General features: G+C 61.3%; 22 protein-coding genes and 3 pseudogenes. 19 read left to right on the forward strand and 6 right to left on the reverse strand.

Annotated elements, in window-relative coordinates:
- Positions 1-33 precede the first annotated feature (33 nt).
- The 3 genes from ACOVRJ_RS09090 to ACOVRJ_RS09100 are packed head-to-tail and all read left to right on the forward strand — an operon-like array spanning position 34 to position 3,868.
- Positions 34-1,830, forward strand: a complete 1,797-nt coding sequence (locus tag ACOVRJ_RS09090; protein ID WP_422043534.1) for a M61 family metallopeptidase — start codon at positions 34-36, stop codon at positions 1,828-1,830.
- Positions 1,815-3,077, forward strand: coding sequence for a DUF3108 domain-containing protein (locus ACOVRJ_RS09095; RefSeq protein ID WP_422043535.1), 1,263 nt, complete (start codon positions 1,815-1,817; stop codon positions 3,075-3,077). The genes ACOVRJ_RS09090 and ACOVRJ_RS09095 overlap by 16 nt, the downstream gene beginning before the upstream one ends.
- Positions 3,074-3,868 carry an enoyl-CoA hydratase gene (locus ACOVRJ_RS09100; RefSeq protein WP_422043536.1) on the forward strand — a complete coding sequence of 265 codons (795 nt, stop codon included), beginning with the start codon at positions 3,074-3,076 and terminating at the stop codon, positions 3,866-3,868. Before ACOVRJ_RS09095 ends, ACOVRJ_RS09100 begins: the two co-directional genes overlap by 4 nt.
- Before the next feature lie 68 nt (positions 3,869-3,936).
- Here the strand turns inward: ACOVRJ_RS09100 and lysS are convergent, their stop codons facing one another.
- A complete protein-coding gene (gene lysS / locus ACOVRJ_RS09105; RefSeq protein ID WP_422043537.1) occupies positions 3,937-5,463 on the reverse strand; it encodes a lysine--tRNA ligase in 1,527 nt (508 codons plus the stop codon).
- 107 nt (positions 5,464-5,570) lie between these two features.
- Here lysS and ACOVRJ_RS09110 point away from each other — a divergent pair, with 107 nt between their 5' ends.
- From ACOVRJ_RS09110 to ACOVRJ_RS09185, 16 genes and pseudogenes are all read left to right on the forward strand, one after another.
- On the forward strand, positions 5,571-6,644 hold the full coding sequence (locus tag ACOVRJ_RS09110; protein WP_422043538.1) for a Gfo/Idh/MocA family protein: 1,074 nt from the start codon (positions 5,571-5,573) through the stop codon (positions 6,642-6,644).
- A 2-nt stretch (positions 6,645-6,646) separates the two neighbouring features.
- Positions 6,647-7,240, forward strand: a complete 594-nt coding sequence (locus ACOVRJ_RS09115; RefSeq protein WP_422043539.1) for an acyltransferase — start codon at positions 6,647-6,649, stop codon at positions 7,238-7,240.
- 20 nt (positions 7,241-7,260) lie between these two features.
- Positions 7,261-8,355 (forward strand): DegT/DnrJ/EryC1/StrS family aminotransferase, encoded by a 1,095-nt coding sequence (locus ACOVRJ_RS09120; RefSeq protein ID WP_422043566.1) that lies wholly within the window; start codon positions 7,261-7,263, stop codon positions 8,353-8,355.
- Between the two features lie 24 nt (positions 8,356-8,379).
- Complete coding sequence (locus tag ACOVRJ_RS09125; protein ID WP_422043540.1) at positions 8,380-9,639, forward strand: lipopolysaccharide biosynthesis protein; 1,260 nt, start codon at positions 8,380-8,382, stop codon at positions 9,637-9,639.
- A 24-nt stretch (positions 9,640-9,663) separates the two neighbouring features.
- A complete protein-coding gene (locus tag ACOVRJ_RS09130) occupies positions 9,664-10,275 on the forward strand; it encodes an acyltransferase (protein ID WP_422043567.1) in 612 nt (203 codons plus the stop codon).
- On the forward strand, positions 10,272-11,384 hold the full coding sequence (locus ACOVRJ_RS09135; RefSeq protein ID WP_422043541.1) for a glycosyltransferase: 1,113 nt from the start codon (positions 10,272-10,274) through the stop codon (positions 11,382-11,384). Before ACOVRJ_RS09130 ends, ACOVRJ_RS09135 begins: the two co-directional genes overlap by 4 nt.
- The gene (locus ACOVRJ_RS09140; protein ID WP_422043542.1) at positions 11,381-12,607 is read left to right on the forward strand and encodes a glycosyltransferase family 4 protein; all 1,227 of its coding nucleotides are present in this window, start codon (positions 11,381-11,383) and stop codon (positions 12,605-12,607) included. Before ACOVRJ_RS09135 ends, ACOVRJ_RS09140 begins: the two co-directional genes overlap by 4 nt.
- A gap of 6 nt (positions 12,608-12,613) precedes the next feature.
- Positions 12,614-13,321, forward strand: coding sequence for a class I SAM-dependent methyltransferase (locus ACOVRJ_RS09145; protein ID WP_422043543.1), 708 nt, complete (start codon positions 12,614-12,616; stop codon positions 13,319-13,321).
- Positions 13,318-14,496, forward strand: a complete 1,179-nt coding sequence (locus tag ACOVRJ_RS09150) for a DegT/DnrJ/EryC1/StrS family aminotransferase (RefSeq protein WP_422043544.1) — start codon at positions 13,318-13,320, stop codon at positions 14,494-14,496. Before ACOVRJ_RS09145 ends, ACOVRJ_RS09150 begins: the two co-directional genes overlap by 4 nt.
- Positions 14,497-14,523: 27 nt before the next feature.
- On the forward strand, positions 14,524-15,150 hold the full coding sequence (locus ACOVRJ_RS09155) for a sugar transferase (RefSeq protein ID WP_422043545.1): 627 nt from the start codon (positions 14,524-14,526) through the stop codon (positions 15,148-15,150).
- A gap of 9 nt (positions 15,151-15,159) precedes the next feature.
- Positions 15,160-17,046, forward strand: a complete 1,887-nt coding sequence (locus ACOVRJ_RS09160) for a polysaccharide biosynthesis protein (RefSeq protein WP_422043546.1) — start codon at positions 15,160-15,162, stop codon at positions 17,044-17,046.
- A gap of 158 nt (positions 17,047-17,204) precedes the next feature.
- A complete protein-coding gene (locus tag ACOVRJ_RS09165) occupies positions 17,205-18,560 on the forward strand; it encodes a type II toxin-antitoxin system HipA family toxin (protein ID WP_422043568.1) in 1,356 nt (451 codons plus the stop codon).
- A gap of 5 nt (positions 18,561-18,565) precedes the next feature.
- A complete protein-coding gene (locus ACOVRJ_RS09170) occupies positions 18,566-18,874 on the forward strand; it encodes a helix-turn-helix domain-containing protein (RefSeq protein ID WP_422043547.1) in 309 nt (102 codons plus the stop codon).
- A 61-nt stretch (positions 18,875-18,935) separates the two neighbouring features.
- Positions 18,936-19,127 carry a hypothetical protein gene (locus ACOVRJ_RS09175; RefSeq protein WP_422043548.1) on the forward strand — a complete coding sequence of 64 codons (192 nt, stop codon included), beginning with the start codon at positions 18,936-18,938 and terminating at the stop codon, positions 19,125-19,127.
- Positions 19,128-19,304: 177 nt separating this feature from the next.
- Positions 19,305-19,739: pseudogene (locus ACOVRJ_RS09180) on the forward strand (polysaccharide biosynthesis protein); the annotation flags it as partial.
- Positions 19,740-19,814: 75 nt separating this feature from the next.
- A complete protein-coding gene (locus tag ACOVRJ_RS09185) occupies positions 19,815-20,699 on the forward strand; it encodes a hypothetical protein (protein ID WP_422043549.1) in 885 nt (294 codons plus the stop codon).
- Here the strand turns inward: ACOVRJ_RS09185 and ACOVRJ_RS09190 are convergent.
- The 5 genes and pseudogenes from ACOVRJ_RS09190 to ACOVRJ_RS09210 form a co-directional block, all read right to left on the reverse strand.
- Complete coding sequence (locus tag ACOVRJ_RS09190; protein WP_422043550.1) at positions 20,683-21,849, reverse strand: hypothetical protein; 1,167 nt, start codon at positions 21,847-21,849, stop codon at positions 20,683-20,685. The genes ACOVRJ_RS09185 and ACOVRJ_RS09190 overlap by 17 nt on opposite strands.
- Before the next feature lie 34 nt (positions 21,850-21,883).
- Positions 21,884-22,933 carry a glycosyltransferase family 4 protein gene (locus ACOVRJ_RS09195; RefSeq protein ID WP_422043551.1) on the reverse strand — a complete coding sequence of 350 codons (1,050 nt, stop codon included), beginning with the start codon at positions 22,931-22,933 and terminating at the stop codon, positions 21,884-21,886.
- A 140-nt stretch (positions 22,934-23,073) separates the two neighbouring features.
- Positions 23,074-24,309: a hypothetical protein gene (locus ACOVRJ_RS09200; RefSeq protein ID WP_422043552.1), complete on the reverse strand. Its 1,236-nt coding sequence runs from the start codon at positions 24,307-24,309 to the stop codon at positions 23,074-23,076.
- Between the two features lie 67 nt (positions 24,310-24,376).
- Positions 24,377-24,484 (reverse strand): annotated as a pseudogene (locus ACOVRJ_RS09205) (acyltransferase); the annotation flags it as partial.
- Positions 24,485-25,288: 804 nt separating this feature from the next.
- A pseudogene (locus tag ACOVRJ_RS09210) lies at positions 25,289-25,645 on the reverse strand (glycosyltransferase); the annotation flags it as partial.
- Between the last annotated feature and the right edge of the window lie 9 nt (positions 25,646-25,654).

Genomic DNA, 25,654 nt, shown 5'->3' on the forward strand with positions numbered 1-25,654 from the left:
CGGGTGTTTGAGTTGGCCAAACAAGGGCAAGACATGAGCGATATCAGCTACCGGATCGATCTGGACGAGCCCGCCCGGCATCTCTTTCACGTCACGCTGACCATTCCGGCCCCGGCGCCGCAGCAGCGCGTCAGCCTGCCGGCTTGGATACCGGGCAGTTATTTGCTGCGCGAATTCGCCCGGCATTTGAGTGCATTGCGCGCCCGGCAAGGCAGCCGAGAAGTGGCCTTTGAGCAGATCGACAAAGCCACTTGGCAGTTTGACTGTCAAGGGGCCTCGGCCCTGGTGCTGACCTATCGGGTCTATGCGTTTGATACCTCGGTGCGTGCCGCTTTCTTGGATGCGCAGCGAGGCTTCTTCAACGGAACCAGCTTGTGTTTGCGGGTGCATGGCCGTGAGTCGCAAACGCATCGCTTGGCGTTTGGCACGCTGCCCAAAGACTGGCGCATTGCGACCGCCATGCCGCGCCTGGGGGAGCCTGAGTCCTCGCAGTTTCACGCCAGTTGCTACGAAGAGTTGGTGGACCACCCGTTTGAGCTGGGAGCCTTCTGGCAGGGCCGCTTTGAGGCCGGCGGGCTTGAGCACCAGGTGGTGGTCAGTGGCGCTTTACCCGTCTTCGATGGCGAACGTTTGCTGCTGGACGCGCAGCGCATCTGCGAGGCCCAGATCGCTTTCTGGCACGGGCCGGCCAGCAAGCGGCGCAGCGCGCCTCCGTTTGCCTCATACACCTTCATGCTCAACGCAGTGGACGAGGGCTATGGCGGTCTGGAGCATCTGGCCAGCACCGCCCTGATCGCGCCGCGCCGTGACCTGCCGCGCATCGGCCAGACCGAGGCGTCAGAGGGTTATGTGCGCCTGCTGGGCTTGATCAGCCATGAGTACTTCCACACCTGGAACGTCAAGCGGCTCAAGCCTGCCGACTTTGCGAGCCTGGATTTCGGACAAGAGAACTACACCGAGTTGCTGTGGTTCTTTGAGGGCTTCACGTCTTATTACGACGACTTGTTCCTGGTACGTACCGGGCTGATCGATGAAGCGCGCTACCTGAAACTGCTGACGACCACGGTCAACGGCGTACTCGCCACGCCCGGCCGCAAGGAACAAAGCCTGGCGCAGGCGAGCTTCGATGCCTGGGTCAAATACTACCGGCCGGATGAGAACAGCCCCAACAGCACGATCAGCTACTACGGCAAAGGGGCTTTGCTCGCGCTTGCGCTGGATCTGAGCTTGCGCTTTTTGGGTGAGCCGCAGCAAAGCCTTGATGAACTGATGCGGGGTCTGTGGCAGCGCAGCCATGCGGGACTGAAGACCGGGGCACGTGGCGCCATCAGTGAAGCGGATATCTTGAATCTCATCGCGGAGTTGGGCGGTGAGGGCTTGGCGCAGGAATTCCGGCAGTGGGTGCATGGGGCGGCCGATTTGCCCTTGCCCAACCTGTTGGAAAAAGCCGGCGTGCAGCTGCGCACCGACAAAGCCTCCTTGGCCCAGCGCCTCGGCCTGCGGGTCAATGAAGTGGGCGGGGTGATCACGGTCAAGCATGTGTTGGCTGACTCGGCGGCGCAGGCGGGCGGCCTGTGCGCCGGCGATGAGGTGCTGGCCTGCAATGGCTGGCGTTTGCGCCGCATCGAGGATGCCGTGCTGACCCTGGCGGGCGGGCAGTCCAGCTTGAACTTCTTGTTGAGCCGAGACCAGCGCCTGCTTGAAGGCCGCGTGGACCTGCCGGGCTCGCGTGTCAGCGGAGTCAGCGGCGCTGAGCCTTTGCTGCTGAGCCTGGCCGAGAAAGCGCCCGCGCGTGTCGCCAGTTTGCGCAAGGCATGGCTGAGCGGCTGAAGTCAGGATCTTCGGGGCCAGGCCTTCGTATCTGGCTTCTCCTGCTCCTGCCGGTCTTGCTGCTGCATGCGGCCTTGCTTCAGTACTTGCAGCACCTGCAGCAAGACTGGGCGGATCTGGAGTCGCCGATGCCGCCGCGCATGCGTGTGGATTTCGTTCGCGAACTGAAGCCAATCGTTCGAGCGCCGAGCGCTGCCCAGTCACCGCGTGCCTTGGCGCCGCTCAAGTCGGCGCCATCGCCTCGGGTTCAAACACCTGCTGAGCCGACGGAGTCTGCTGAGTCCGTTGAGCCCGGCCCGGATACCGGTGTCCCGGCCTCTGCTGCCTCTGCAGCCCCCTTTGCGGATGCGCCAGCCTCAGCGCCGACCCAGGAGGCCGTGCCCTTGCCAGACGCCACCTCAGAGGGAATGCCAGCCTTGGCTCCGGCGCAAGCGGCCTCGCAGGGCGCTGTGGCAGTGGACCTTGCTCATGCGGACACAGCCTTTGAGCCCGGACCCGAGTGGCCCCCATCCACCCGCCTGAACTACGTGCTGACCGGCAATTACCGGGGCGCCATTCATGGCTCAGCGCAGGTCGAGTGGATTCGACAAGGCCCGCGCTACCAGATGCATCTGGACGTGGCCGTCGGGCCCCGGGTCGCGCCCTTGATCTGGCGCCGCATGAGCAGTGATGGTCAGCTGACGCCCGCCGGCATCGCGCCGATTCGTTATGACGAAGAGACGCGGGTTTTGCTGTCCGAGCGGCGCCGCTCAACACTGTGGTTAGGACCTCAAACGCTGACGCTGGCGAATGGCCGCGTCGAAGATTCCGCTCCCGGCACCCAAGACGCGGCCAGCCAGTTCGTGCAGCTGACTTGGCTGTTCTTGACCGGTCGGCAAAGCCTGCGACCCGGTCTGGTGATCGAGCTTCCCCTGGCCTTGCCCAGGCGGCAGTACCGCTGGCGCTATGAAGTGATGGGGGAAGAGCTGTTGCAAACGCCGATGGGCAGTTTGCCGACCTGGCATCTGAAGCCGACCAGCCTGGCCAGCGGGGGCGATCTCAGTGCCGAGGTCTGGCTGGCGCCGAGCCTGCAGTACCTGCCGGTGCGTTTGCGGATTCGACAGGATGACAAGACTTATGTGGATCTGCTGCTGGAATCGGCGCCGCTGCAAGAGGTCGAGCGGCCGATGGAAAGTCGGGTCGACACATCTCGGTCCCGGCAGCCCTCTATAGTTGCGCCACAAGTTTCAGACAAGGAGAAGCCATGAGCTACGAATGCATCTTGACCGCCGTGCACGGCGAGGGCCCACGCAAGACCGCCCTGATCACCCTGAACCGACCCAAGGCCCTGAACGCCTTGAGCGACCCGCTGTTCGATGAGTTGGGCGAAGCCTTGTTGGCCTTTGATGCTGACGACAGCATCGGCTGCATCGTGTTGACCGGCTCCGAGCGTGCTTTTGCCGCTGGCGCCGACATCCCGACCTTGGCCCAGCATGACTTCCAAAGCGCCGTGCGCACCGACATGATCACGCGCAACTGGGAGCACATCCTGCGCGTTAAGAAGCCGGTGATTGCGGCGGTGGCCGGCTTTGCTCTCGGCGGTGGTTGCGAGCTGGCCATGATGTGCGACTTCATCATCGCCGCCGACACCGCCAAGTTCGGTCAACCCGAGGTGAAGCTGGGCGTCACGCCCGGCGCCGGCGGCACCCAGCGCCTGCCGCGTGCCGTGGGCAAGGCCAAGGCCATGGATCTGCTGTTGACCGCCCGCATGATGGATGCGGCCGAGGCGGAGCGCAGCGGTTTGGTGTCCCGCGTGGTGCCGGCCGACAAGTTGATGGAAGAAACACTGGCCGCCGCTGAGCAGATCAACGGTTTCAGTGCCCCGGCACTGCAATTGATCAAGGAGTTGGTCAATCGCAGCTTCGAGAGCGGTCTGAAGGAGGGCGTGACCTCGGAGCGCCGCGTCTTCCATGCCGTGTTTGGCACGGATGACCAGCGCGAAGGCATGGATGCCTTTCTCAACAAGCGCGCGCCCGTCTTCAAACACGGCAAGCGTTGAAAGCTGGCCTTGAAATAAAAAAGGGAGGCCGCGGCCTCCCTTTTTCTTGATGCTCGCCGCTTGGGCGATCAGGCCTCGCGGCGCAGCGCCGGGAACAAGATGATGTCGCGAATGCTGGGCGAATCGGTGATCAACATCATCAGACGGTCGATGCCGATGCCGCAGCCGCCGGTCGGGGGCATGCCGTATTCCAGCGCGCGGATGAAGTCGGCGTCATAGAACATCGCTTCTTCGTCGCCTGCGTCCTTGTTGGCCACCTGGGCTTGGAAGCGGGCGGCTTGGTCTTCCGCGTCGTTCAGCTCGGAGAAGCCATTCGCGTACTCGCGGCCGGTGATGAAGAGCTCGAAACGCTCGGTGATCTTGGGGTTGCTGTCGGAGGCGCGGGCCAGCGGCGACACTTCGACGGGATAGTCGATGATGAAAGTCGGCTGCCAGAGCTTCTCTTCCACCACGGCTTCGAACATGCCGAACTGCAGCTCGGGCAGGGTCCAGTGCTTGGGTGCTTCTTCGCCCAGTTCCTTCAGCTTGGCGCGCAGCAGTTCGGCGTCGTCGGCCTCGGCCTCGCTCAGGCCGGCATGGGCCACTAGCGACTGGCGCACCGACAAGCGCGCGAAGGGCTCGTCCAAATGAACTTCCTTGCCGGCGTAGCTGACGCGAGCATTGCCGGTGGCGGCGCGGGCGGCGTGGCGCAGCACTTCCTCGGTGAAGTCCATCAAATCATGGTGCGTCCAGTAGGCCGCGTAGAACTCCATCATCGTGAATTCGGGGTTATGCCGAACCGAGATGCCTTCGTTGCGGAAGTTGCGGTTGATCTCGAACACGCGCTCGAAACCGCCCACGATCAGGCGCTTCAGATAGAGCTCGGGCGCGATGCGCAGGTACATCTCTTGGTCCAGCGCATTGTGGTGAGTGATGAAGGGCTTGGCGTTGGCACCACCCGGGATCGGGTGCAGCATCGGCGTTTCCACTTCCAGGAAGCTGTGCTCCACCATGAAGCTGCGGATCGAGGACACGGCCTTGGAGCGGGCGATGAAGCGGGCGCGGGCGTGTTCGTCGGTGATCAGATCCACATAGCGCTGGCGGTATTTTTGTTCCTGGTCGGCCATGCCGTGGAACTTGTCCGGCAGCGGCCGCAGGCTCTTTGTCAAGAGGCGCAAGTTGCTGACGCGCACCGACAACTCGCCGGTCTTGGTCTTGAACAACTGGCCTTCGGCGCCGACGATGTCGCCCAGGTCCAGATGCTTGAAGGCGTCATAGGCTTCTTCGCCGACACCATCTTTGGTGACGAAGAGCTGTATGCGGCCGGTCGCGTCCTGAAGCGTGCCGAACGAAGCCTTGCCCATCACGCGCTTGAGCATCAGGCGGCCGGCCACCGAGACGGCCACGGCCTGCGGCTCCAGCGTCTCGTTGTCCAGATCGCCATAGCGCTGCGTCAGCGGCAGGGCGCGGTGCTGGGGTTTGAAATCGTTGGGGAAGGGAACGGCGGTCTTGGCGCGCAGGGCGGCCAGTTTCTCGCGGCGTTCGGTGATCAGCTGGTTCTCGTCGACGGCGACGGGACTGTGGTGCGGGGCGGCGGGGGTGTGCTGGGTCATCATCAACTCATTGAATTTGCTGTGATTTTAGGCGCAGTGGCGCACCCCATCGGGTGCGGCTCTTAGAATCTGCGCTCTGAATCCCGGCCGGGATCTCTTTTTTTGCCCCCATGAGCTCGAACAATCCCCTGTTGGATCGCCCCGTCCGCTTTGCCTTGGTCGGTTGCGGTCGCATTGCCAAGAACCATATCGAAGCCATCCAGGCCCATGCCGGGCGTGCTGAGCTGGTGGCGGTTTGCGACACCAAGCCCGAGCATCTGGCGGCCGCAGTGGCTTTGACGGGCGCAACCGGCTATGCCTCTTTGGACGCTTTGTTGGCCGGCCACAGCGCCCCTGATGTGGTGGTTTTAGCCACGCCCAGCGGCTTGCATCCGCAGCAGGCGATTCAGGTGGCGCAGGCGGGCCTGCATGTGCTGAGTGAAAAGCCCATGGCCACCAAATTCGAAGAAGGCATGGCCATGGTGCGCGCCTGCCGGGATGCCGGGGTCAAGCTTTTTGTGGTCAAGCAAAACCGCTTGAATGCCACGGTGCAGCAGGTCAAACAGGCGATTGATCAAGGTCGTTTTGGCCGCATCTTCCTCAGCACCGTCAATGTGTTCTGGACCCGCCCGCAGAGCTACTACGACGCTGCCCCTTGGCGTGGCCGTTGGGATCTGGACGGCGGCGCGTTCATGAACCAAGCCAGCCATTACGTCGACTTGCTCGATTGGCTGGTCGGGCCGGTGGACAGCGTGCATGCCTACACCGCCACGCTGGACCGCGATATCGAAGCCGAAGACACCGGCGTGATGAGCGTGCGCCTGCGCCACGGCGGCCTGGGCTCCATCAATGTGACCATGTTGACCTATCCGCAGAATCTGGAAGGCTCCATCACCATCCTCGGCGAAAGAGGCACGGTCAAGATCGGCGGCACGGCGGTCAACAAGATCGAGCATTGGCAGTTTGCCGACACACGCCCCGAGGATGTGGCCGTACAAGCCGCCAGTTATGAGTTGGGGCAGGGCGGTGGCAGCATTTATGGCTTCGGTCACCCGCTCTACTACGACAACGTCATCAAGACCTTGCGCGGCGAAGCCAATGCCGAGGTCGATGGCTACGAAGGTCTGCGTTCTCTGGAGATCTTGATCGCAGCCTATCGCAGCGCTCGCGATGGCCAGCGTGTCGGCCTGCCGCTGGTGTTTTGAGCATGAGCTACTGGAAACACGAATCCGCCATCGTTGACGAAGGTGCGCAGCTGGGCGATGGCACCAAGGTCTGGCATTTCGCTCATATCAGCCCAGGCGCTCGCATCGGTGAGCGCTGCGCCTTCGGCCAAGGCGTTTATGTGGGCAATGACGTCCACATCGGCCACAACGTGCGGGTGCAGAACAATGTCTCGGTGTACGACGCGGTGACGCTGGAGGACGATGTGTTTTGCGGCCCCAGCATGGTGTTCACCAATGTCTACAACCCTCGCGCCGCCGTGGCGCGCAAGAACGAATATCGGCGCACGCTGGTGAAGCAGGGCGCCACGCTGGGCGCCAATTGCACGATCGTGTGTGGTCACACGATTGGGCGTTATGCCTTTGTCGGCGCCGGAGCGGTGGTGCAAAAAGACCTGCCGGACTTTGCCTTGGTGGTGGGTGTCCCGGCGCGTCAAATTGGCTGGATGAGCCGTTTTGGCGAGCGTTTGGCTTTGCCCTTGAAGGGCGAGGCCCAGGCCACCTGCCCGCACACCGGCGACGTCTATCGTCTCAGCGGCGATCGTCTGGCATTGATCTCGGAAGGAAAGCTCGCGTGAGCGTCAACAGCCCCCAGAACTTGCCCTTCATCGATTTGAAGGCCCAGTACGCCGCGCTCAAGACCGAGATCGATGCGCGCATCCAGCGCGTCTTGGACCATGGTCAGTACATCATGGGCCCCGAGGTCAAGGAGTTGGAAACGGCGCTGGCCGCCTATGTGGGCGTCAAGCATTGCATCACCGTCTCCAGCGGTACCGAAGCGCTCTTGATCGCGCTGATGGCGCTTGACCTGAAGCCCGGCGACGAGGTCATCACCACGCCCTTCACCTTTGCCGCCACGGCCGAGGTGATCGTCTTGTTGGGGGGCGTGCCGGTGTTTGTGGACATCGAGCCCGACACCTGCAATATCGACGCCCGCTTGATCGAAACCGCCATCACGCCGCGCACCCGCGCCATCATGCCGGTCAGCCTGTACGGTCAGGTTTGCGACATCGACGAGATCAACGCGATTGCAGCGCGTCACGGCGGCATCCCGGTGATCGAGGATGCGGCCCAGAGTTTTGGCGCCAGTTACAAAGGCAAGAAGAGCTGCGGCTTGAGTACATTCGGCGCGACCAGCTTCTTCCCCAGCAAGCCCTTGGGCTGCTATGGCGACGGTGGGGCCTTGTTCACCAATGACGACGCGTTGGCTCAGGCGGCGCGCGAGATCCGTGTGCATGGCCAGTGCCAGCGCTACACCCACACCCGACTGGGCGTGGGCGGCCGTATGGACACGCTGCAGTGCGCCGTCGTCTTGGCCAAATTGCCTCGATTTGATTGGGAGATTGAGCAGCGCCTTCGCCTTGGCGATCGTTATCAAGCAGGTTTGGCTGATCTGCCGGTGCAGCCCTTGGCCGTGCGCGACGATCGCAATTGCGTTTGGGCGCAGTTCACCTTGCAAGTGGACGACCGGCCGGCGCTGCAAGCGGCACTGACGGCCGCTGGCATCCCGACCGCCATCCATTACCCCAAGCCCATGCACCTGCAGCCGGCCTATGCACAGTTTGGCCAAGGGCGTAGTTTTCCAAGGGCAGAGGCCGCGGCGCAGCGTGTGATCAGCTTGCCCATGAGCCCTGATTTGAGTGAGGCGCAGCAAGACCAGGTCTTGGCTGCCTTGCGCTTGGCCCTCGCTTGAGCGGGCCGGGGCGTTCATTCCTGAATGAAAAGTAGCGGCCTGCTGCGTGCCACGCTCACCCTCTTGGCGGGGAGTGCTTTGGCGCAACTGCTGCCCTTGTTGCTGGGCCCCTGGCTGACGCGCATCTACACGCCGACCGAGTTTGGTCAGTTCGGCTTTATGTGGGCGCTGGCCAGCATTTTGGCCGTGGTTGGCTGCGCCCGTTATGAGTTTGCGCTGCCGATGGAAACGCAAGACTCCAAGGCCGCCGTTTTGTTGGCCCTGTGTGCTCGTGTCCTGGTCTGCGTGCTGGGTGTGGCGGTCTTGCTTAGTTTGGTGCTGTGGCGCTGGCAAGACCTGGCCCTGGCCTGGGGCTTGCCGCTGGCGGTCTTGGCCGCCGCTTTGACGCAAGCCCTGACCCTCTGGTCGACCCGGGCGCAGCGTTTTCAGGCCTTGGCAGTGGCGCGGGTGCTGCAGTATGGCGGTGGCGCGGTGCTGCAGTTGCTCTTGGGTTTGGCCGGCGTGGGGGTCGCGGGGCTTTTGCTGGGGCCGGTGCTTGCGGGCCTGTTGGCTGTGGTGTTGTTGGCCCGTCCGGCGCCGCTGGGCGGCTGGGTGGCCTTGTGGCGCGCGCCCAGGCCGGAGCTCAAGGCGATGGCGAGCAAGCACCGTGACTTCCCCTTGCTCAATACGCCGCACGCATTTGCCGGTGCCTTGCAAGACAGTCTAGCGATGGTGTTGATCGCCGCTTGGTCGGGTGATGCTTCCGCCGGCTATTGGGCATTGGCCCTGCGTTACTTGAAGGCGCCGGCCAGCCTGGTGGGCGGGGCCTTGTCGCAGGTTTTGTACCCGCGCTTGGTCCAATGCCAAGGAAACGCGGCGGAGTCGCTGCGCTTGGTGCGCCAGTGCATGGCCTTGTTGATGCTGCTGGCGCTGCCGATGATGGCGGGCTTGATGCTTTGGGGTCCGGCCCTGTTCGCGGCGGTGTTTGGTGAGCGGTGGCAGGATGCCGGCGAATTGGCGCGCGCCCTGGCACCCTATATCGCCCTGCATTTTGTGGCTTCGCCTTTGTCGGTGGCGATGATGGCTTGGGGCGCGCAAGCCTGGGGTTTGCGCTTGGCGCTGGTGGGGCAGCTGATGTTCGTCTTGGGCTTGGCCGCCGGTCTGGCTCTGGGCGGGTTGATCGGCGCGGCCTGGGGGGTCTCCGCCGCTATGCTTGCGTACTTTGCCTACTTCTTCTGGGCCTTGGCAAACTGGCACTCGTTTCCAGCGCCTCAGAGCTTGGCGCCAAACGAATCTCGGAACTGAAAGCAAGACTGCGTGCGTGCTTGGCTGAATCCCCTCATCAACCGCTGTCGGCGCCGATTGCAGCGCCTGATCAGCCATCGCATCCTCTTCGGTGAGCGAAGCTGGGACGGGCGTTACTTGCCCCACACCCGCATTGCGCCCAGCACCTGTATCGAGGGCGAAGCGGGCTTGCGCTTGGCGGACCATGTGTTCATCGGGCAGTTCAATTTCATAGAAGCGACGGCGGGCCTGCAGATTGATGAAGGCGTGCAGATCACCAATCACGTCAGCATCGTCACCCACAGCTCGCACCGTTCAATTCGCTTGCTGGGTGCCAGCTATGCGGCGCAGCGGCAAGGCGAATGTCCGGGCTATATCAAGGCACCGATTCGCATCGGCGCCTATACCTTTGTGGGCCCGCACAGCCTGATCGAGGCCGGCAGCGTGATTGGCAAAGGCGTGTTGATCTGCGCCTACGCCCAGGTGCGCGGCAAAGTGCCGGACTTTGCCATCATGGCCGGGCAACCGGCGGTGCAGGTGGGGGATGTGCGCGCCGCGGATGCCAAGCTCTTGGCTCAATACCCCGAATTGGCGCCGCACTACCAAGCCTGGGCGGGCGAGTTGCCCCGGGCGGAGCACTCAGGAGCCTTGCCTTGAATCCCTCCAAGCCCTTGCGATGGGTGCTGATCGGCGACGGCGAAAGCCCGCATCTGCTGAAGTGGGCGCGCGCCTTGGCGCAGCGTCCCGATATCGAGTTATGGGCCGCCTCCTCGCGCGGATTCTTGCCCGAGTTTGACTGGCTGATTCCGGCGGGCCGGCGCCATGCCATGAACACCCGGCCCGAGCATGCCGGCGGCAACCTTGGCGTGTTCAAACAGCTGCCGGGCCTGGGCGCCTGGTTGGCCGAGGTGGACGCCGACTGGCTGCATGCCCACTACTTGACCTCGCATGGCACCCTGGCCTGGGCGGCGCGTCGCGGCTGGCGGCTGCGGGCGGGCATCATCGGTTCGGCCTGGGGCAGCGATATCTTGGTGACGCCACAGCAGGGCTGGGCTTACCGCTGGTTGACCCGCAAGGTGCTGCAGGCCTGCGCCTTGAGCACCTCGGACTCTCAGCACATGAGCGGCGTGATGAAGACGCTAGGTGCGGGCGAGGTGATGACCTTCCCCTTCGGCCTGGAGGCCATGCCCAAGAGCAGCAATGCAGCAGCTTCGCGCAAGCAGCCATGGTTGTTCTTTGCCAATCGCGGTTTGGAGCCGATTTATCGGCCTGAGCGGGTGATTGCGGCTTTTGCGGCGGTGGCGGCTCAGGTGCCCGAGGCCCGGCTGGTGGTGGCCAATGACGGCTCGCTGCGCGAGCCCTTGCAGCAGCAGGTGAGGGATCTGGGGCTGGCCGAGCGTGTGCAATTTGTGGGTCGGCTCGACGCCACCACGCAAGCGAGCCATTACGCCAAGTCGACCTGGTACTTCAGCCTGCCGCAGAGCGATTCGGTGTCGGTGTCGGTGCTGGAGGCCATGGCCCATGGCTGCGTGCCCTTGCTCTCGGACCTGCCGGCCAACCATGAGCTTTTGGGTGAGCCGACGCAGCGCGGCCTCATTGTTGATGAGGCGGCTTTGCCTGGCTTGCCTGCGCAATTGCGGGCGCTGAGCGATCGTTTGCCCGCCATGGCCGCCGCCAACCGCGCCTGGGTGGCCGAGCACGGGCTCTTCGCCCCGGCGGTGGAGAAATTTTTGAAGCGTGTGAAAGAACTGGATTCGACGACGTGAAGCTGCTGCTGATCAACCATTACGCCGGCTCACCCGAGCATGGCATGGAGTACCGCCCTTACTACCTGGCGCGCGAGTGGGTGCGCCAGGGTCATCAGGTCTTGATCCTCGGCGCTTCGCAGTCGCATGTGCGCAGCACCCAGCCGCAGGTGGGCGTGCAAATCATCAATGGCGTGCATTACTGCTGGTACGACACGCCTGAGTACGCCGGCAACGGCTGGCAGCGCCTGCGCAATATCTGGAGTTTTTGCCGCCAGATTGCTGGCGATGCCAAACATCTGGCCGAGGGCTTTGCGCCCGATGCGGTGATCGCGTCCAGCACCTATCCCATGGACATCTGGGTGGCTCGCAAGATCGCCCGCCAAGCCAAGGCCAAACTTGTCTACGAGGTGCACGATCTGTGGCCCTTGTCGCCGATTGAACTTAGCGGCATGTCGCCCTTGCATCCCTTCGCGCTGCTCTGCCAAAAAGCCGAGAACGACGCCTACCGAGACGCCGATCGGGTCGTTTCCATGCTGCCCAAGGTTCACGAGCACATGGCGGCCCATGGTCTGGACCTGAACAAGCTGAGCATCGTGCCGAATGGCATCACCATCGATGAGTGGCAAGGCGAGCCCGAGCCATTGCAGGCGGACTTGGCGGCGCATTTGGCCTTGCTCAAAGCCAGCGGTCGTTTGGTCTTGGGCTATGCCGGCTCGCATGGTCTTCCCAATGCCTTGGACGTCTTGCTGGATGCGGCCAAACTGCTGAGTCAGACGGAGGCTGGACGCAGAATTGCCATCGTCATGGTCGGCGGCGGGCATGAGAAAGCCCGCTTGGCGGCGCGGGTGCAGGCCGAGGGGCTGAGCAATGTCAGCCTGTTTGACCTCATCCCGAAAGCGCAGATCCCGAGCTTGTTGACGTGTTTCGATCTGGCCTATATCGGTTGGCAGCGCACGCCGATTTATCGCTTTGGCATCGCACCGAACAAGCTGATGGATTACATGATGGCGCAAGTGCCGGTGCTGCATTCGGTGGAAGCGGGCAATGACCCGGTGGCCGAGGCGGGGGCGGGCCTGACCGTGGCGCCCGAGGACCCGGCCGCAGTGGCCCAAGGCGTTTTGCAACTGGCGCAGCGCAGCCCAGACGAGCGCGCCGATATGGGGCGAAAAGGTCGAGCTTTTGTGCTGGCGAACCACACCTATCCGGTGCTGGCCCAGCGCTTTATCGATGCCTTGAGTTGACTACGCATGAGCCAGCGCCAAGAAGAGCTTGAGGCCATTGCCGAGCGCTACCAACGCCGCGCCGACGCTGTGCCTGTCGACCGGTACAGCCTGCTGAGGCCCGAAGTCTGGCAGATGTGGCAGGAGCGGCAGCGGGCCTTGCTGCGCGTCTTGGCGCAAAAGCCGGGCTCGCCGGCGGACTGGCGCTTGGCCGAGGTTGGCTGCGGCGCCGGCGGCAATCTGCAAGAGATGCTGCGTTTTGGCTTTAAGCCCGAGCATTTGCAAGGTGTGGAGTTGTTGCCCGAGCGTCATGCAGCGGCCCGCGCGGTCTTGCCCGAGGCCGTACGCCTGAGCTTGGGCGACGCCTCGCAAGCCGAGATCGCGCCGGCCAGCCAAGACTTGGTTTTGCAATCGACGGTTTTTTCTTCCATCTTGAGCGACTCGGTGCAAGTCGCCCTGGCCCAGGCGATGTGGAACTGGCTTAAACCGGGTGGCGCCGTGCTTTGGTATGACTTCATCGTCGACAATCCACGCAATGCCGATGTGCGCGGCGTGCCGATTCAGCGGGTGAAGGCCTTGTTTCCGGATGCCCGCATCCGCTGGCAACGGGTGACGCTGGCCCCGCCGCTGGCCCGGCTCGTGTGTCGCCTGCATCCCAGTGCCTACACCGTGTTCAATAGCATTCCTTGGCTGCGCACTCATGTGCTGGCCGTGATCGAAAAGTCATCTTCATGAGTTCTGAGTTCTCGTCTCAAGCCCCGTTTCTGCCCTTTGCCTTGCCTGAGATTGGCGAGGATGAGATCAATGAGGTGGTGGACACGCTGCGCTCGGGCTGGGTGACGACCGGCCCCAAGGCCAAGCGCTTTGAGCAAGAGTTCGCTCAGTTTTTGGGCGAACCCGAGATTGAGTGCATCGCGGTGAATTCCGCCACGGCCGGCCTGCACTTGGCTTTGGAAGCATTGGGCATCGGCCCCGGCGACGAGGTCATCACCACCACGCACACCTTCACCGCCACCGCCGAGGTGGTGCGTTACCTGGGCGCGGATGTGGTCTTGGTGGACATCGACCCCAAGACCCTGAATATCGACCCCAAGCTGGTCGAGGCCGCCATTACTCCGCGCACCCGCTGCATCATCCCGGTGCACTACGCGGGCCTGGCGGTGGACATGATTGCCATCCTGGACATCGCCCGCAAGCACGGCCTGCGGGTGGTGGAAGACGCGGCCCACGCCTTGCCGACAACCCTGGAAAAAGAGCTGATCGGCACCATGGGCAGCGACGCTACCGTGTTCAGCTTCTACGCCAACAAGACCATGACCACTGGCGAGGGCGGCATGCTGGTGACGCGCAATGCTGAGTTGGCCAAGCGCGCCAAGGTGATGCGCTTGCACGGCATGAATCGCGATGCTTTTGATCGTTTCACCGCCAAGGTGCCGAGTTGGTATTACGAGATCGTGGCCCCGGGCTACAAATACAACTTGACCGATATCGGCGCCGCGCTGGGTATTCACCAACTCAAGCGCTTGCCGGCTTTTCAGCTGCGGCGCGAGAAGATCGCCCAAGCTTACAACGAGGCTTTTGCGGATCTGCCGCTGATCTTGCCGCCGGAAGCGATCGAGGGGGATGTGCATTCCTGGCATCTCTACGTGCTGCGCTTGAGCGATGCCGCTGACATCGACCGCGACGCCTTCATCGAAGCGATGTTCGCCGCCGGCATCGGCTGCAGCGTGCATTACATCCCTTTGCATCTGCAGCCCTATTGGCGCGATCGCTATGGCCTGACACCCGAGCAGTTTCCGCATTCGCAGAAGGCTTATGAGCGCAGCTTCAGCATCCCGCTCTACACGGCCATGACGGACGCCGATGTGGAGCGTGTGATAGCCGCTGTGCGCCGCATCGCGCGGGCTTGATTTCGCCATTGCAACGAGTTCTCCTTCATGGCCAAACGGCTTTTCGATCTATTCTGTGCCGGCCTGGGCCTCTTGCTTCTGTCGCCGCTGCTGCTTGTGGTGGCGATCTGGATCAAGCTCGACTCACCCGGCCCGGTCATGTTCCGGCAGGAACGGGTGGGTCGATTCGGCAAGCCTTTTCACATCCATAAGTTCCGCAGCATGCGCGTCGATGCTCCCGCCCTGGGGCCGCAAATCACGATTGGTCAAGACCCTCGCATCACGCGTAGTGGCCGCTGGCTGCGGGCTAGCAAGATCGATGAATTGCCGCAGTTGTGGGACGTGTTTCGTGGTGCCATGAGCTTGGTCGGCCCCCGGCCCGAGGTGCCGCGCTATGTGGCGCTTTACACGTCAGAGCAGCGCGAATTGGTCTTGTCGGTGCGGCCAGGCATCACCGATCCGGCCTCTTTGCAGTTCCGCAACGAGAGTGAGATTCTGGCCAGCGCTGCGGATCCTGAGCGTGAGTATGTCGACGTCATCATGCCGGCCAAGTTGCAGATTGCCGGCGACTATGTGCGACAGGCCAGTGTTTGGACTGATTTGCGCTTGATCTTGGTCACGCTGGGGGCCTTGGGTCACAAGGACTCATACTCTGTCTCGAACAATAAAAAATAGCAGTACGCAATGAACTGGTTGTCTCTCGACGCTTTCTTGACCCGCATCCGGCCGCAGCGCGAGGCGCTGGCCCTCGGGCTGGATCTGGCCGTGGTGGCTTTGGCCTGGCAAGCCACCTACTTGTTCCGCCTGGGTTTTGAGCGCTGGTTCAGTGCCCGACCTGCTTACGACCACTGGGTCTTGCTGGGCTTTGTGCTTTTGTATGCCTTGGTGCTGAAGGGGCTCAAGGTGCCCAAAGGCATGTGGCGCTTCTCGGGCTTTGGTGAGGTTCAGCGTCTGGCCCTGGTTTGCTTGATCGCCGGTTTGATCGGCGCCACCGTGGTGCTGATGGCGCATCTCAGCAAAGTGCCGCGCGCAGTCTTAGCCCTGCATCCTCTGTTCACCCTGATGGGTCTGGCCATGCTGCGCATGGGCTATCGCATGCTCTACGAGCACATGCGCAGCCGCATCAGCGGCAGCGCGCAGGAACAGCGTCGCGCCTTGGTGATGGGCGCAGGGGATGCGGGCCGCCTGCTGGTCGCTGGCATCCAGCACAGCCAGGGCTGGGTGGTGGTGGGCTATCTGGAAGACGCACCGAGCAAGCGCGGTGCTCGCGTAGGCGGTGTGCCGGTGCTGGGCGCTCTGGAGGACGCCAAACACTTTGCAACTCTCCACGGCATCACTCACCTGATCGTGGCCATGCCTGTGGCGACCGTCGCCCAACGTCGCCGCGCCCTCGACTTGGCCGGCCAAGTCGGCCTGCCGGTGTTGACCGTTCCCAGCGGCCAAGAATTGCTGGCCGGACGCCATGTCGATCAACTGCGCGACATCCAGCCTGAAGACTTGCTGGGCCGCGAACCGGTGCAACTAGACGAGGCTGGCATCAGCGAGTGCTTGAATGACAAAGTGGTGCTGATCACCGGTGCGGGCGGCAGCATTGGCAGTGAGCTGTGCCGGCAAGTGGCCCGTTATGGCCCGTCCAAGGTCGTGCTCTATGAACTTAGCGAGTTCGCGCTCTACACCATCGAGCAAGAACTGGGCGAGAAGTTCCCTCACATTCCCTTGGTGCGCCTGGTCGGCGATGTCAAAGACCTGGAGCATCTGCGCTATGTCTTTGGCAAATACAAACCGCAGATCGTCTTCCACGCTGCGGCTTACAAGCATGTGCCCTTGATGGAGGAGGAGAACGCCTGGGCCTGCCTGCGCAACAACACCCTCGGCACCTACAACGCTTGCCAAGCTGCTGCCGAGCATGGTGCCGAACGCTTTGTGCTCATCAGCACCGACAAGGCGGTCAATCCCACCAACGTCATGGGCGCCACCAAGCGAGCGGCCGAGCTGGTGATCAGCCATATGGCCGCTGAATCAGAGAAGAATGGCCAGTTAACCAAGTTCATGGCAGTGCGCTTCGGCAATGTGCTGGGTTCCAGCGGCAGCGTGATCCCCAAGTTCAAGGAACAAATCGCCAAAGGCGGGCCGGTGACGGTGACGCATCCGGACATCACGCGTTACTTCATGACCATCCCCGAGGCTGCGCGTTTGGTTGTTCAAGCAGCCGCCATTGGCGAAAGCGGGCAGGTGCTGGTGTTGGACATGGGCGAGCCGGTGCGTATTGTGGATCTGGCGCGGGACATGATTCGACTGTCTGGGCGCGGGCAAGACGAGATCCGGATCGAATTCAGCGGACTGCGGCCGGGCGAGAAATTGTTTGAGGAATTGCTGGCCGACAGTGACACCACGCTGCCCACGAGTTGCGCTGGTCTGGCGCTGGCCCGCTTGGACGATAGCCGGGAAAGTGCTGAGGTCATGGGCTGGCTCCTCAACGGCGCGGGTTCGCTTGGTCGGGCTGATGATGAGGCGGCGCGCAAGGCGCTGCGTGAGTTGTTGGGCGTGGCCTTCTGTGCCGGGGGGCGCTGAGGGGAACTGAGGGGAACTGAGGGGGAATTGGGCAGCTTTTGCCCGTACTTCTTCGGCATCCTAGAACTGATGGTGATCAAGTGTCATATTTTATTTGCACGAAAAAACAGCTTGTATAAGCCTTTATCCTTTGGTTATATGGATATAATTTCGTGCAAATGAAAGATACCTGCACGATTCAGCTGCACAAGAGCGGTGTTTGGCACGATGTGGCCAGCGTCAGTTTGCAGGGGTCGGAGAATGAAGGCTGGAAGGCCAAGACCTACTCAGGTTATGCGGTCGACTGGGCGTGCCAACACCCTGGCAGTACAGACGCTCACGCCTTGTGCGCCCAGTGGTCGGTTGGGCTGGAGTCCTTGCAGCTGCCGCACTGGCCTGTATTCCTGATCGACATGCTGCCGCAAGGCTTCGGCCGCCAGGAACTGCTGCGGCGCATCGGCCAATCTCCGACGGCCGGCGTTGTCGCCGATTGGCCGCTGCTTTTGGCCGGAGCCGGCAATCCAATCGGTAATTTGCGCGTCAAGGAGGCGGCGCAATGGCTGCTCGCCAATGCCGGCGCGGGAGAGATAGAAGGCGCGGGTGCCTTGCGCGGTTTCACCGATGAGGAGGTGGCCCAGCGTGGCGACGCATTCTCCGAGTACCTTGCTTCACATGGACTTTTCGTCGCGGGTTCATCCGGCGTGCAAGGCGAGTGGCCCAAGGTGCTGCTGACGCGCGCCGAGGATGGGCTGCTCTACCTGGACCACAGCCTCCCCGACGAGCGAGCGGTCGCGCATTACATCGTCAAGTTCGGACGTGGCAGCGACCCACAGCTGGCGAGCATTCTTCGGCATGAAGCGCCCTATATGGCTATTGCGACCCAGCTGGGCCTGCGGGTGCATGCGCCGCTGCGGCTGCTTCAGCGCGCGCTCTTTATCCCGCGCTTTGACCGCGTGGTGCAAGGCGGTGGCGTGACGCGTCTGGCGCAGGAGAGCATTGCCACGTTGACGGGCATGCCGGGCTTTGACGCCGTACCCAGCCACGATCAAGTCTGCCTCGCCTTGATTCGGCATTGTTCCGACCCGCAGGCCGAAGTACTCGAATACATCAAGCGAGACATCGCCAACCTGGCTCTGGGCAACAAAGACAACCACGCCCGCAACACGGCAGTGCAGCGCGACTTCAAGGGTCGCATCGCGCTCACGCCGCTGTACGATTTTGCGCCCATGGTCCTGCACCCCGACGGCATCGCCCGGCGCATCCGTTGGGAAGGCAATGACGGAGGCCGGTCGGACTGGGGTCGCGTGCTCGGTCGGGTCTGTGACCTCGGCGCGCAAGTCGGCAAGGCGGGCCGCAAGAAAAACTCCCCAGCCCTATTGGAGCGTGAGCCGCTGGTTCATGGCTTGAGGGCGATGGCGCCCGCCTTGGCGCATATTGCCACCGATGGTGAAGCCATGGGCCTGGACGCCGAGCTTCTCAATCACCTTCGCCCCGGCATCCTGGCCCGGGCGAAAGAGCTGGCCACGCTCAGCTGAAACCCATGGACAAACGCTTCAATACCCTGGGCCTGGCCGAACAGTTGGCGCTGCGCAAACAGGCCGTCGAAGATGTGCTGGCGCACCCGGAATGGTCGCTCGCGCAGGCCACCAGGCATCTCAAGAAGACCATGCGGCTGACCACGGCGGAAATGGCCAAACTCTCGGGCGTCGCCTACCGAACCATGCAAGACATTGAGAACGAGCGCAGCGAAGGCAACGTCCAGACGATGAATCGCATCTTTGGGATGCTGGGCTTGAAGTTGGGTGTGGTGAGGGTGTCGGTGGGAGTGGATTCTGCTGCGACTGAATAGTTGTTAAACGGCGCCAACAGCCGCCAATCATGGCGGAAAAGCGCAGCTGTATTTGACGCCGTTGCATGCCAAGTTCGACTCCGTCAAGACGCGGATCGCCAACATTCATGAGGCCTTGCAGTATGTGAAGGCCAATGCGGAGCAGATGCCGAAGGTGGATCGGTGGGCAACGCTGATGCGCTACATCTGTCAGCGAATCGTGTCGGGAATTGCCACGAATCCGACCCTCAAGCACCTGGAGGCGCCGGGGTAACTGCGGGATTTAGGGCTACTGGTTTGCCGCCCGGTAGCACAGCTATGGGGCAAGAAGATGGTGCCGAATGGACGGCTGCGTTCGGTTTACAGTCGCCGCCCTTCTGCCCCGCAGGATCCCAAATGCGGCTTGATCTTTACCAGGCTGAAACGGCGCGCATCGCGGCGGCGCAAGGCGGTCACCGTCACGCATCCGGACATCTCGCGTTACTTCATGACGATTCCGGAGGCGGCGAGGTTGGTTGTTCAAGCAGCCGCCATCGGCGAAAGCGGGCAGGTGCTGGTGTTGGACATGGGCGAGCCGGTGCGTATTGTGGATCTGGCGCGGGACATGATTCGACTGTCTGGGCGCGGGCAAGACGAGATCCGGATCGAATTCAGCGGCCTGCGGCCGGGCGAGAAATTGTTTGAGGAATTGCTGGCCAACAGTGACACCACGCTGCCCACGAGTTGCGCTGGTCTGGCGCTGGCCCGGTTGGACGATAGCCGGGAAAATGCTGAGGTCATGGGCTGGCTCCTCAACGGCGCGGGTTCGCTTGGCCGGGCTGATGACAAGGTGGCTCGTGTTGCGTTGCGGGAGTTGTTGGGGGAGGCGTTCAGTGAGCGGGCTTGAGCAAAGTACACTTTCCTGGGGTTCGCGCCAAAAAAATCAGAAATCAGTTCAAGTTCCAGAGCATTCACACCGATGATGTTTAGTCGAAATTTATTGCGTATGTCAAGGCTGATCATCGCTTGCATTGTCGGGCTCTGGCTAGCTGCAAAATTCCTGGTGTACGCGGACAAGACTTGGTTGCATGAGCGGATACGGCAGATTTATGGTGAACATGTCGCTAAAGAAGATTGGTCCCGGTTGCCGAATTTGCCGATGGGTATGGACTACAGCTGGATGGACTCAGGTGAGTCAATGCTGAGGATCGGTCATGCGCTAGGGTACTCAGGCACGGCGTTAGGCAATGAACTCCCGGCCGTCCTTGAGGGTCGGAAGCATGGGATGAGTGTGCTTGAAGTCGATCTGTGGTTGGCCCAAGACGGTAGTTTGCGATGCTTTCACGGTCCAGGAGATCCCGGGCCGCTACTCGACAGGACCTGCACGTTTGGTCGATTGCTCAGAGCGACCCAGGATAGTGGTGAGTACCTAGTGTTGGACATCAAGACGGACTTTGATCAGGCGGCTGCCGCAGTCGCAGCGGTGTTGTTGGACATGCCGACGCAACGACGTCGCGTCATTTTTCAGCTGTATCGTCCAAGCGACGTCGAGGCTTTTGTTGAAATGCCGAATGCGACAGATTTCGCTGGCCCCATTGTTACGGCGTATGTAGCAAGATCCTCTCTCGATCAAGTCCTGGAAGGCTCGCAGAGGGCAGGGTTTCGAGCTTTCACATTTCCTCTGAAGCGTAGTAGTGCATTGTCGATTGAGCCCTTCCGTGAAGTCCGGCTATTTGTACACCCTGTACACACCTGTGCGGATTTGGAGCTCGCGCAGAAGAGTCGTTACGCCGGCATCTATACATTGGCGGATCTGACATGCCGGGGTTCCCTCCTGCGGCCGACTGCAGTCAACGACGAGCAGTGACTACCAGCACCTGATGATTGTTGAAGCCGGGCGCGAGCGGGGGCGGATGATCGCCTGCGATTACGATTTCGCAGTCTGGAAATTCCTGCTTGATCTGTCTCATGACGTCCAACAGCTGCCGCAGGTCGCCCAACAAACCTGCGGCGTGTTTGGTGTACTTGGTGTAGGGGAAGTGAGAATCAATACTCAGCACGTAATGGAATTCCCGGCATTTTGTGCTGCGCACGTCTTTGAGCAATCTGTCCCACATCGCTTGGTCGCAAACGGCTGAATACGAGAACCGGCAGGTGTCCAACTCAGCTAATTCATGCTTGCCGGCTAAGTGGCCAAAGCCCATATTCCTATATAGAAGGTGGCGGTTGAAATAGGAGAGTGAGTTGCCGTGCATCGCGCGCGACGGCAGCACATGAGGCAGGCAGGTCGAGTAGTCAGAGATGTTGCCGTTCAGGCCGCAAAGGTATCGAATCTCCGCCGGCACGGTGGAGCCGCCTTCAAATTCTGGTGTGATGACATCAAAGTCTTGGTAATCCTGCTCTATCTCCTTGACTAGCACCTTGTCATTAGGTGATCCGAGAGCTTCGAAAACGACTAAGACTCCACCATGACCGGGTGATAGTCGATGCTTAAGTGAGGCATAGACTGGATTGGTACTAGGCGTGACCTTGGCACCTGCATTGAGCTTCAAGAAGTGAGGTAGGTACGCGGAGGCAAGCATGTCGTTGCTGAGCGCCTTGTCGGAGATCAGCAATGCTGCGCTAGCAGCAAGAAAGCCGACTGGCAGCCATCGAGTGTGCCGCGCGCTTGTTGCAAGCGGCATTAGCCACGCTATCAATGCCAGTACGGCACCACCGACGAACAGCCAGGATTCTGCGGCAAGTTGCGAAGTCAATCCGAAAGTGAAGTACAACACGGTTGCTGTGCCAACCATCAGCGTGGCTCCTAGAGTGGAGATTAACTGCAACCGCAGCCGCGGATAGCCCAACGCCAGCAGCGGCGCAAGAGATTCGTAGTGCAGTGGCGTCCAGCTTTGGCCAGCGTGGTACAGGTGGATGTCCATTGCAAACAGAATTGCAGTACAGATAAGTGCTGCTGCGAATCCTCGCCGTGCGTCTCGTGCCGAAGACAGAGGCATGACCAGCAAGTTGTTCAAGGGATATCCATATGACTGGCGCATCGGAAGCGAATCAATGATTTAGTGACTGCAGCATGCGCAAGGGAAGATCCCCCAGGCGACCGGCCCACGAGTAATGATCCTCCATCAGTTCGCGGCCGTTTCGCGCTAGTTGTCTGCGCCATTTGTCATTGTCAAGTAGCGACGTGATGGTTTCAGCGAATGCCTCTGGCTTGTCGTCAGTTACAACAAACGTATGATCTTTCTGCCCATCTAGCCCTTCAGCTCCTATTCGTGTGGTGACCGCCGGCAGCCCGAGCGCCATGTAGTCGAGCATCTTGTTCTGTACGCCCGCACCGATGCGGACGGGGCAGACGCCGAGCACGCAGTCCTCAAGGGCTTTGGCCAAGTCGGGCACAGGCCCTGTGAACTGTACGTGCGAACCCTCGAAGCGTGCCTTGAAATTGTCGTCAACGGCGCCAACCACTCGGAACTTCACATCTGGGTCGCTGTTATGGATTAACGGCAACACGCTGGTGATGAAATAGGACACAGCATCAGCATTTGGCATCGCCTTCAAGGTGCCGACGAACGCCAGAGTCTTGCCGGAACGCGCTTCGTGGAACGGACGTTCATGGAGGTTAACGCCATTACCGAAGGTGGCTACCTTGGCCGGAGGCATGCCCGAAGACTTCAGGAACATTTCACGGTCAACATCAGAGACAAACGTGATCAGGTCGAACTGAGGAGCGAGTTGGTTCTGGGCGCGGTCTACTCTACCTTGCTCCAGGGTGTATATCAGTCGGCGCAACGACAGTGCTTTGCCCTTGATTGAGTTTGAGCGGGCGTAGGTGAGCGGTATGAAGTCAGTCAGCTCTAGCACCTTTGTGCCCCGAAAGCCTGCGGCGTAAGGCGCCGTGCGGGCTAGGTGGCACAACAGGATGTCATGGCTACCTTGTAGTCGGGCCACCGCCTGCGCGAATTCACCGCTGTGGTAGTAGGAAGTCTGCATTGAGCGACCGGTGACGAGAGCAGTTAGTGCATTGACATAGGACCGCCATTTGGGGAGTCGGATTCGGTGCACTTCCGAGAATGGGTTGTCTTCGGGAAGTACGGCTTCCATTTCCTCGGCTGACTGGCAGATACTCAATAGCGTTATACGAAAGGTGCAACGGAGCGCTTCGCATAGACGATAGATGCGCAGCAAGTCGCCTCCGTAAAGCGGGTATGGGAATCGGGTGGTAAGGATAAGTAGTCGTGGGATCATGTTATTGAAGAGGGAATATCACCGTGCATGGCTGGGCGCCTTGGCTGGGGTGGGGGGTATCGGCGAGCGCTCATAGCCATGAAAATCAACAACCAAGGAATCGGGTTGGTCAGTTGGCCCTGGACAATTAGGATCACAGAAGCAATTGCGGCAGGTGGCAGCCATACCATGTGCTTTCGGTGGCCCAGAGCATATCTGCCGCATACGGCTAACACCACAAGAAATACCGCGGCGAGCGAACCTAGTCCGAGCGAGATAGTCGCCGCATAAGATTGTGGCTTTAAACAGCCATCGTCCATGACAGCACTAAGCACCGCATTATCGAAGGCGAAGTCATAGCCTGCGGCCGAGAAGGCGGCAGGGACGGCTTTGCAGTCTAGGCCTAGGCCCAAAGGCGTGTTCAACGGCGTCAGAAAACTCGCAGCATTTGTGGTCAAGCGACTCCCTAGGCTGCTGTCAACTATCGAAATAGAGGGAAGAAGGTCACTGAAGTCTGAAGACAACAAGCGCGAGAGTGCGACTACGGCACGGATCGAGTCATCGTTGGCCAGGGCAACGACGCCCATCGACGGTATGGCCACGACTGTAACCAGGATGCCCGCAATCATCAGGCGCGGCCAGCGCACAAAGGCTAGTGCCATCAGCATGAGGCCGACATAGGTGGAGCCGGTGGCGAAAAGGCTGAGCGCCAAGAGGGGTTCGATCCACCGGTGACGGAAGCCCCAGTGTTTCCCGGACCACCAGGCCAACATGACGAAGTACATGACGGAGATAGACGCATAGGTTGGCTCGGGAGTTAACAGCGACACGCCCCGGTGGCCGTCGGCCACGGTTGCGCGGCTCAGCAGCGCGGACGCGATACTCTCGTAGACGCCCGGCGTGAGTAATTCAATGACCATGCAAAGCATGAAGTAGACGCCCACACCAGCCATCAACCGGCGCGATGGGGGGGGGGCACGCAGCGCCATTGCCCCGAACAGGAAAAGCGGTCCTATTAGGAGCTGCACTAGCCCTAACGCGTTGCCTAGCGTGCCTTCAAGTAGTGTTTTGACGGCAATCCAGAACAACATCGCCCAGGCCAGCCCGGCAAATCCTAGTGCCGCTCGTCGCTCGCGCCCGAGCAGCAGTGCGACCAGCGCCACTAGGGTGGCCAGCAGCGGCTGCGTCTCTACGCCCGGCAAGAAGCGAGGGAAGTATAGGAACAGGGGTGCAATGTAGAGGAAGGACGTCACTTCACATCGCCAGCGGGTAGGGGTAGTTGAGGGCGTACTCGGGCAGCGTGTGCCGGTGGCCCATTGGCCGGGCTGGCACTCCGCCTACGATGGTCATCGGCTCGACGTCTTTTGTAACCACGGAGCCGCCGTAGATCACCGCGCCGGCGCCGATGCGCACACCCGGCATAATCGACGCGCCTGAGAAGATAACTGCATGATCGTCGATGCACACCGGAGCCGTTGTCATCTCGAAAAACGGCGACTCCGGGTCGTGCCCGGCAGTGAAGATCGAGACGTTTCGCGCGATCGAGACGTGCTTGCCGACATGGATGGTGTCGCGGTTGTCGAATAGGCAGGACCGGTTGACGACGGAATCGTCGCCGATCACCACACCGCCTGGGCGGTAGAAGCGGAAGCCCATAGCGATAGAAGCACGGGATCCTAGTTTGAAGCCCAGTAGTCTAAAGTAGGCGCGACGCATCCAGTGGAACGGCAGGCACTGGCCAGCGCTGTTTGCTAGGCTGATCAGGATGTGCTTGAGTGTGCGCAGCGGGCCGCGCAGCATTGAGCGGTAGATTTGCAGCGCCAGGCGAGCCGCTGGCAACAGACGGCTGGCCAGGGTCGCGTGGCTTGCAGTGGTCAGACCTAGGCGGGTCGTGCAAAGGAAGTACTCGCGCATCGCCTCGCCGAACTTGCGGTCGCTCACGCCGCCTTCGGCCATGTAGGCGATGCTGTCGAAACGGCGAAACGCACACCCCGACTTGAAGGCTCGTAGCAGCCAGTCGGTGTCGATGGCGATACGCAGTTCGGTGTTGAATTTGCCGATCTGCGCGTAGCACTCGGCCGAGGCCATGCTGCCCGGATGACCGAATCCCAATCCACCGCGGGCGATACCGCGTTCGGTTGGCGCGCGACCTCGGATGGTGATTGTCGGCTCTTTGCGGTCGTTGAATTTAAGGACGTCGCAGTAAAGAACTACTGGCCCTGCTCCCGCACTTAGAAGCACAGGCGCCGCGCGGGAGAAATGTTCCCGATGCAGTAAGTCGCCGGCGTTTAAGAATGTGATCCAGCGCCCACGTGCATGCCGCAGGCCCTTGTTCCAAGCGTCGGCGATGCCATTGTCCGGTTCGGAGAGTTGAAAGGAAATCAAATCACAGAATTCATTTGCCACCTTTAGCGTACCATCAGTCGATCCGCCGTCAATTAGTATGACTTCAAAGCCCCCAACGATTTGATCAACCAAAGACTGCAGTGTTCGGCGTAGATTTAGCTCGGCGTTACGCGTTGCAACGATGACGCTAATTAGGAATGCACTATTGGGGTTGTCTGGTGGCATAGTCAGTTTTATAGTCATGTTCCGATT

The organism is Roseateles sp. (assembly GCF_049240545.1).
GTDB lineage: Bacteria > Pseudomonadota > Gammaproteobacteria > Burkholderiales > Burkholderiaceae_C > Paucibacter_A.